This is a genomic window from Tessaracoccus rhinocerotis (assembly GCF_007197885.1).
GTDB lineage: Bacteria > Actinomycetota > Actinomycetes > Propionibacteriales > Propionibacteriaceae > Arachnia > Arachnia rhinocerotis.
In genome coordinates this window covers 343844-351960 of sequence record NZ_VKKG01000006.1, presented here as the reverse complement: position 1 = coordinate 351960, position 8117 = coordinate 343844, and the positions used below count along the sequence as shown (strand labels likewise).

The window sequence follows — 8117 nt, the reverse complement described above, 5'->3', positions numbered from 1 at the left end:
CGGTGACTGGACCGTCAAGATCTACCCACTGGAGGACTCTCTCGGCAACGACGACTCCACATTCCACGAGCACCCCACCAAACTCACAATCACCAACACCCCCGCCGACACAGCACCGAGCGCCCCGCTAGGCGTTACCTCAGAACCTTCCAACGGGTCCATTGAGGTTTTCTGGAGAGTCCCAGACAGTGATGGTGGCTCACCAATCACGGGTTACACCGTCACTGCACAGCCCGGGAACCTCACCAAGACCGTGGACGGCAACACCACCACCGTCACCTTCACCGGACTCACCAACGGCACCGCCTACACCTTCACGGTCCAGGCCGCCAACAAGATCGGAACCAGCCCAGCATCGGCTGCCTCCGCGCCCGTGACCCCAGCTGGAACTCCCGCCACACCGGCACGTCCGACTGCCACTTCCGGCAGCAGCCAGCAGGCCGTCGTCACCTGGCAGGCACCGGCGAGCAACGGCTCACCAATCACGGGTTACACCGTCACTGCACAGCCCGGGAACCTCACCAAGACCGTGGACGGCAACACCACCACCGTCACCTTCACCGGACTCACCAACGGCACCGCTTACACCTTCACGGTCCAGGCCGCCAACAAGCTCGGAGCCAGCCCAGCATCGGCTCGCTCCAAGCCAGTGACACCGAAGGCGCCGACAGCTCCAGCCCCACCGGTCTTTGATGTCTACACCACACCGGGAACGCACCACATTAATGGTCGAGACTGGCGGACCACCTGCAACAAGTACTCCTCTACGGTCACGCGCTGCACCACGGAGATCAGGGCAACGCAGGTCACCCAACCCAATGGGAAGTTCGTCCAAGTTACGGGCTGGGTATTCAACAACCTCACCTATGTCGCTTCCCCTCGGAGCCAGTGGACCACCAACCCACTAGCCGCCTACGGAGTCCTTGGTGGACAAGTCACTTGGACAGCCGACGACGGCAGGAAGTGGCGCACCGAATGCGACACCTCCACCACTGGCCGAAACGGCTGCCGCTCCTACGTCGAGGCCAGCGTCATCGAGTCCTACGTAACGGCTACTGGAGACCGCGGCTTCCGCTGGGTCAAGAAGGAGATCTTCAACAACATGGTCCGCTTCACGTAACTCCAGCCCACCAGCCAAGCTCGACACCGAGGGGCCCCGCTACCCACTGCAGCCATCGCAGGGATTGCGGGGTAGGCAGCAGGTCTTTCCACTCCCGCAGACCATGTCCCTACCCGGCTCACCAGACGCCGTACCTGGAGGCCGTTCAAGCTCGACACCGAGGGGCCCCGCTACCCACTGCAGCCATCGCAGGGATTGCGGGCTCTTCACAGATGAGAGTGGAGTTGGGGTCTGAATCCGCCTGCTTCGAGGAGTGACCTGAGCCTATAGTTGGTCAGGTTTCGGAACCCGAGGGCGATGCCGCGGAGGTGCTCGAGGCGGCCATTGATGGCTTCCGTGGGTCCGTTGCTGGTGCCGGGATGGTCGAAGAACGCCAGGATGTCGTCACGACGCTTGTGCAGGGTCCGGCCGAGCTGAGCGAGTTCAGCCAGCCCCTTGGGGACGCCGGCCTTGATCGAGTCGATCAACTTCGAAAGCGCTGCTCGACCGGCCGCCCGGTCCTTGTCGCGGTAGGCGGCGATGATGTTCTGGTAGACACCCCAGGTGACTTCAACCTCGGCGTGGTCCTCGACTGCGAACAGGGCGTCGAGACGGATGTTCTGCCGTGATGTGAGCAGACCGATGCCGGTGTGGAGGAGCCGGCGGGCTTTGTAGAGGGGATCGTTTTTGCGGCCACGGCCGCCGGTGAGTTCACGTTGGACTCGTTGCCGGGTCTGGTTCAGTTTGTCACCGACGAGAGCGACAACATGGAATGGATCCATTACCGTGGTCGAGTCAGGGACGGCCTCGGCGGTGGCGGACTTGTAACCGGTGAACCCGTCCATCGCGACGATCTCCACCCCCGCTCTGAACTCAGGAGTCTGCGCCTCGAGCCAGGACTTGAACACCTCTTTGGATCGGCCCTCGACCATGTCCAGCAAGCGTGATCTACCGGTATCGTCCCTAATGGGAGTGAGGTCGATGACCACCGTCACGAACTTGTCACCGTGGCGGGTGTGGCGCCAACAGTGCTCGTCGACCCCGATCACCTTCACCCCGTCGAGCCGTTCAGGGTGGTTAATCAGGACCTGCTGGCCGAGCTCTGTGACGGCGTCGTGGACGGTGCCCCAGGCGGACTGCAGCACTGCGGCCACGGCGCTGATCGAGGAATGGTCCAGCACCACTTCCTGCAGTGCCCACCACACCGCTGAGCGAGTCAGCTTCGACCGCGGCTCCGCAACTGTCCGGAGCCGGTGCCGCCACACTTTGCCGCAGTTCCGGCACCGATACCGTGGCGCCGAGACCTGCAGCTTCGTCGCGGCCCTCCCGACCGGCAAGTGGGTGAACCAACGAGAGAACGTGTCATGCCAGCCACCCAGGCGGCCGCAGTCCGGGCAGGTGTTGTCAGGCAGCGTCGGTTTGCAGAACAAGATGGTCTTGTCGGGCCACACCTGTTGCGCCTGGACCTCCAACCCGAGGACGTCAACGCGGGCGAACGTGTCGAGGTTCGCGGCGGTGATCGCGGGCACGACAGGGATCGGTGAGGTAGCGTCAGACATGAGCCTTGTTCGTTGAGAGAAGTGACGTAGACACTCACATCCTCCCAGCGGCAAGGCTCCCTACATCCACTCACCCGCCCAACGCAGTCCCACTCTCAAATGGGAAGAGCCGGATTGCGGGGTAGGCAGCAGGTCTTTCCACTCCCGCAGACCATGTCCCTACCCGGCTCACCAGACGCCGTACCTGGAGGCCGTTCAGACGGTGCTGTTTTCGGCACGCCCTTTTTCCCGTACTACCTGAGTTCCACACTTCTAGCCAGTGCCCCAGCTACACCCCGCAAATCGTCGTGACAAGCATCGATGTCGGTGAATCCCGCCGGAATCCGCCTACGGTGTGAACTCAGGAGACGGTGCTGTTTTCCGGCACGCCCTTTTTCCCGTACTAGGCGGCCCGCATCCCGCTCAACTCACTGCACTTGCCTCCTGCAGGATCTCGGTCGGCATCGGACGCCGGAGTCTCCAAGTGATGGCGATCGGTTTCTCCCCCCGGTGATCAACGAAGTCGACATCACCAAGGAGCGTGTACGGAGCACCCTTTCCAAACTCCCAAGTGCCCGTAGAGCGCACGAATAGAACCGCTTCGGTACCGTTCGTACGCTGGTTCAGGTAGCGCTGCCCCGTGGGCGAGTCGACGGAGGTCCGGGACTGAGACTCCCAGTGGAACAGCGTCGCGTTGATGGCGTAGTCGCGGTACATCGTCGTCGGGGAGAAGTGCTTCTCTGACTTCACCAGCGTCACCAAGAGTGCGTCGACGTTCAGCTCCTGCCCATAGAACACGCCCTCCCGAAGGTTGGCTGGGGGCCGTTTTAGCGTGGCGTACTGCAAGGCCGCGGCCAGTTCCTCTCGCGTGTAGCGAGCGTGAGACCGAAGCGGCGTCTCCACCAAACGGCCCTCCAGAGGACGCGCTACGTGCCCGGCTCGTTCAAGCGCCCAATCGAGCACTTGGGTTGCCTCGGCCCGGAACGCCCGCTCGCTTCGCAAGGCCTCTAGTCCCTGCTCAACACTCTGGAAGCCCCCGCCATTCGGCCAGAGGGAGAAGAAGAGCATGCTGGCCCAGGTTCCCCACTCCTCATCCAACTCGCCTCGCCTGGGGGCAGTGTCACTCAACAGAGTTCGGTACGCGCTGTGCCTGTCCACGTCATCGACGTGAGCCAGCGCCTTCAGCCTCCCCAGCAGGTGCTTCTCATGCGCCCCTCCCGGGTGAGTCTTGAGGTGTGCCTCACGGCGGAGCTGGGTGAAGGAGCCCTTATGGAGGAGATCAGCCAACTCGATGTCGGTCTGGCTGAGGAACGAGTTGAGATCCACGTCGCCAACAGCCCTCAGTTCCTCTAGGAAGTGCTTCCAGCGAGTTGCGATCTGAGACCTGATGTTCTCGAGCACCTGCTTTTGTGTGACCTCATCGAGGATGATCTGAGAGCCAGCCGGCAGGTACGGGAAGCCCCTCTCGACCTGGTCTTTCAGCGCCTTGCGGGACCCTCCGACGACCGCACGGTACCTCTGTGCAAGGTTGAACTCCTTGCGATGGTGCCCGACAAAATCGAGGACGGTAAGGACTGGCTTGTCTGCGGTCCGGCGTAGTCCCCTGCCCAACTGCTGGAGGAAGATCGTGGAACTCTCGGTCGGGCGCAGGAACAGGAGCGTGTCAACATCAGGGATGTCGACCCCCTCGTTGAACAGATCCGCGGTGAACAGGGCCACAACCTCCCGGCGTTTCAGCCGCTCTACCGCCAGCTTGCGTTCTGCGGCCGGCGTCTCCCCGTGGACAGCCTGAGCGGGGAGCCCGGCGCTCTTGAACACTTCGGCCATGTATTGGGCGTGCTTCACATCGACGCAGAAGCCCAGCGCGCGCATCCGGTGAGGCTCCCCAACCTTCTTCTTGAGCTCCTGGAGGATGATGCGTGAGCGGGCGTCGTTACCCGTGAACACGCCTGAAAGGTCACCCACTTGGTATCGGCCTCGCGCGAAAGGGACCGCGCTCAAGTCCGTGGTGTCAGCGATCCCGAAGTAGTGGAAGGGGCTCAACAGATCCGAGCTCAGTGCATCCCAAAGGCGGAGCTCATATGCTGATCGGCCCTCAAAGAAGGAGCGGACGTCTACGCCGTCGCCACGCTCAGGCGTTGCAGTGAGGCCGAGGAGTTCGCGCGGTTCAAAGTGCTCGAGGATGCGACGGTAGCTCGCAGCTTCGGCATGGTGGAACTCATCGATAACCACGACGTCAAAGCCCTTGGGATCGATCGAGGACAGCACATCTTGGTTCAGGGACTGAACGGACGCGAAGACGTGCTGCCAGTGGGTGGGTCGGAATCCTCCGACAAGCAACTCGCCAAAGCCCCCGTCGGCCAGTACTTCGCGGTAAGTCCGCATCGACTGTTCGAGGATCTCTTTGCGGTGCGCCACGAATAGCAAGGTCGGGCGTTCACCGAGGAATCCGCCCAGTCGTTTGTAGTCGATGGCAGCGACCACTGTCTTGCCCGTTCCTGTCGCTGCTACCACTAGATTGCGATGCCGGTCATGGACGTAGCGCTCAACGTCCAGCGCCTCGAGAATCAGCTCCTGATGCGGCCAGGGTTGGACCTCCAGTCCAGAAACAAGATCAGCGGTGGTCTGCCGTTCCCCTCCCCTGGCTCTGGCAAGGGCAGCGTCGAGGCGATCACCGTCAGCCGGAACATAGGGTTCAAAGGCCGGGTCGTTCCAGTAGGTGTCAAAGGTTGCGGCGAACTTCCGCAGCAGGTCTGGCGAGGCACTCGACGTCAGGCGCACATTCCACTCAACACCGTCGAGCATTGCCGCGCTGGATAGGTTGGAGGAACCGACGTATGCCGTGTCGAACCCCGTGTTGCGTACGAACCTCCATGCCTTGGCATGCAACCTCGTGCGCTTGTTCTCGTAGCTGATCCTTACTTCTGCCCCGAACTCATCGATGAGTCGGTCGAGTGCGACGCGCTCCGTTGCACCCATGTAGGTGCTGGTGATGACGCGTAGGGGTACGCCCCGCTCCCGCAAGCTACGGAGCGGCTTCTCCAGGGTCCGGATCCCGTACCACTTGATGAACGCGCAGAGGAGTTCCACCTGGTCAGCGGAGCCCAGTTCCGAACCCACCTCATGCCCCATCGACGGTTCACCCTGGGCATTCGTAAGAAGCGCCAGGTCCGCGAGCGGCGTCTCGGGCGGGTTGAGGTATCGCTGTGGCCTTCCCGGCTCAGCAGCCGCAAGGAGGGAATGGAGAACTCGCGGTTCGTCATCGGCGATGAACTCACCCTCGTCACCGATGACGGCGAGGAGGCCATCCACCAACGGACGCCGGTCCCTCTCCTTCAGCTCTCGCAACCGTTGACCCACGACCGTACGGAAGTGCTCTGATAGTCGGTCCGCCAATTCATCGGTGTCAATCTTGGAGTCGGATACCTCGTAGCCCGACTCCTTGATCCGCTGCGCCAAGGCTCGGGTGATCAGCGCGTCGTAGAAACCCTCTGGCTGCCTAATGTTCCCCACGTAGCCCAGGATGGCAGGATTACGTCAGGCTTGCGGCGATCAACTCCACCGCCGGCACGTCCGCCGGGGCCCAGTCCAGGCTCACGAGATCACCTGGGTCAACCCACCGGACCTCGGAGTGCTCGGTCAACTGCGGTGTGCCAGCAACCAGGTCGCAGTAGAAGGTGGTCAGCGTCACGATGCCGAAGTCGTACTCATACGTGGTGGTGGTCACCTCACGCCCGACGACCACCTCACACAACAGTTCCTCGTCGATCTCCCGCTGCAACGCCTCCCGCGGCGACTCGCCCGGCTCGATCTTGCCGCCCGGGAACTCCCACATCCCCGCCAGCGCCCCACCCGCTCCACGCTGGGCGCAGAGGACCTTGTTGTCCCGGACGATGACGGCACCGACGACCACGATCGACTTCTTCACAGCCCCACGGTAGCCATCCGCGCTCATGACGTCGCACACATCCACAGAGCCCCGATTGCTACCGTTTCGGGCATGAGTGATCTCGTGATCGTCGCGGCAGGGCAGGAAGCCAAGTACCTCCCATCGGATGTGAACGTGGTGCTGACGGGGATCGGCATGGCGCAGGCCGCCGTCGCCACCACGCGGGCAATCCTGGAGCACCAGCCCACGCGCGTGGTGAACCTGGGCTCGGTGGGTTCACTCGACCCAAGCATCCACGGCATCCAGCGCCCGTCCGCCGTGATCAACCGCGACCTCAACGCCGATGCCCTCCGCGCAGCCGGCCTCACCCCCGACGAGCGGATCGAGCTCAGCGGCGACGGGCCGGTTCTCGGCACGGGGGACTCGTTCGTCGCTGGCGGACCGGAACGGGACGCACTGATCGGGCGGTGCCAGCTGGTTGACATGGAGGGGTTCGCCATCGCCCACGCCTGCCGGGTGCTGGGCGTGGAACTGGTGATGGTCAAGCACGTCTCGGACCCCGCCACGGAGGAGTCCTTAGGTTGGAAGGAACTCGTCGACGTCTCCGCCCGAGCGCTCGCCGAGACCTACGCGGCCATCCGACGCTGACCAGCGGCTCCCCAGCCAACCGCGCGTTTGGCTTCCGACGCCGTCGGCGCATACGGTCTTGTCCATGGGCAACTGCATGATGTTCGTTCGGACCCGCCGCCACTGACGGCGCGGACCCGCAACCCTTCCTCAGAAACAGTGTCGCGTTCGCGCCGCACGGCCTCCCGCCGGGCGGTGGTTCCACACTGTCCGGCTCCCCACCCTTCTTGGCTCAGGAGCTCCCCCATGCGCGCAACCCGACCCGGCCGACATGAACTCGGCCAGAACTTCCTAACCGACACCGCCACCGTCAACCGCATCACCGAACTGGTCGCAGCCTCAAACCACGGGCAGGCCGGTGGGGAAACCGTCGATGCTGAAGTGGTTGTTCGCCTGCTGGTAGTCCACCACGCCCTCCCCCTTCTTCTGTGACCACTTGTCCATCGTGTCGCGGTCCTCGACGAAGTCCATGAACGGAACACCGAAACCGCAGGAGGTCTGCACCAGGTCGACCTCGACGTCGAAGATGTTGCGGGATCCCTTCATCGGCGGGAACAGGGGCAGCAGTTCATCCCAGCCCGGCTCGCCTACGTGGATGGCCTTGGCCGTTCCGTAGAGCCGCAGGATCAGCGGCTTGGTCTCGAACGAGCAGAACATGATGGTCATCCGGTTGGTCTCCAGGATGTGAGCGGCGGTCTCGTTGCCACTGCCCGTGCCGTTCAGCCACACCACCCGGTTGGGGCCCAGCACCCGGAGCGAGTCCAGGCCCTTCGGAGAGACGTTGACCCGGCCCGTGCTCGCCGCCGTCGCCACGAAGTAGATGTGCTGGGCCTCGATGAACTTCTGGAGCCGGTCGATGATCTCCGAGAACTGCTGTGCCATGGGGTCCAGTATTGCCGGTAGGGAAGTAGCCCGGCTTCCTTCGGAGCATGGGTGAGCCTCGAAGGGCGCTGGCGTGCGCCCT

The 8117-nt window shown here is 63.2% G+C and carries 6 protein-coding genes; 2 read left to right on the top strand and 4 right to left on the bottom strand.

Annotated features, from left to right (window positions below; translation table 11 throughout):
* Positions 1-19 precede the first annotated feature (19 nt).
* Positions 20-1120, top strand: a complete 1101-nt coding sequence (locus FOJ82_RS14910; protein ID WP_342780599.1) for a fibronectin type III domain-containing protein — start codon at positions 20-22, stop codon at positions 1118-1120.
* 206 nt (positions 1121-1326) lie between these two features.
* Here the strand turns inward: FOJ82_RS14910 and FOJ82_RS14905 are convergent, their stop codons facing one another.
* The 3 genes from FOJ82_RS14905 to FOJ82_RS14895 all read right to left on the bottom strand — a co-directional run bounded on the left by FOJ82_RS14905 (position 1327) and on the right by FOJ82_RS14895 (position 6565).
* Entirely contained in the window at positions 1327-2658 is a 1332-nt protein-coding gene (locus tag FOJ82_RS14905) for an ISL3 family transposase (RefSeq protein WP_143939297.1), read from the bottom strand.
* A gap of 402 nt (positions 2659-3060) precedes the next feature.
* Positions 3061-6150 carry a DEAD/DEAH box helicase gene (locus tag FOJ82_RS14900; protein ID WP_246099906.1) on the bottom strand — a complete coding sequence of 1030 codons (3090 nt, stop codon included), beginning with the start codon at positions 6148-6150 and terminating at the stop codon, positions 3061-3063.
* Between the two features lie 19 nt (positions 6151-6169).
* A complete protein-coding gene (locus FOJ82_RS14895) occupies positions 6170-6565 on the bottom strand; it encodes a (deoxy)nucleoside triphosphate pyrophosphohydrolase (protein ID WP_143939270.1) in 396 nt (131 codons plus the stop codon).
* A gap of 72 nt (positions 6566-6637) precedes the next feature.
* Between FOJ82_RS14895 and FOJ82_RS14890 the strand changes: the two genes are divergently transcribed.
* A complete protein-coding gene (locus FOJ82_RS14890; protein WP_143939269.1) occupies positions 6638-7174 on the top strand; it encodes a nucleosidase in 537 nt (178 codons plus the stop codon).
* 318 nt (positions 7175-7492) lie between these two features.
* On the opposite strand, the gene FOJ82_RS14885 is transcribed toward FOJ82_RS14890, so the two are convergent.
* Positions 7493-8035 (bottom strand): pyridoxamine 5'-phosphate oxidase family protein, encoded by a 543-nt coding sequence (locus FOJ82_RS14885; protein WP_143939268.1) that lies wholly within the window; start codon positions 8033-8035, stop codon positions 7493-7495.
* Positions 8036-8117 lie beyond the last annotated feature (82 nt).

What these genes read in the sequence shown, in the direction of transcription:
- FOJ82_RS14905 (WP_143939297.1), bottom strand. Translation starts at nt 2,658, where the DNA reads ATGTCTGACGCTACCTCACCGATCCCTGTCGTGCCCGCGATCACCGCC.
- FOJ82_RS14890 (WP_143939269.1), top strand. Translation starts at nt 6,638, where the DNA reads ATGAGTGATCTCGTGATCGTCGCGGCAGGGCAGGAAGCCAAGTACCTC.
- FOJ82_RS14885 (WP_143939268.1), bottom strand. Translation starts at nt 8,035, where the DNA reads ATGGCACAGCAGTTCTCGGAGATCATCGACCGGCTCCAGAAGTTCATC.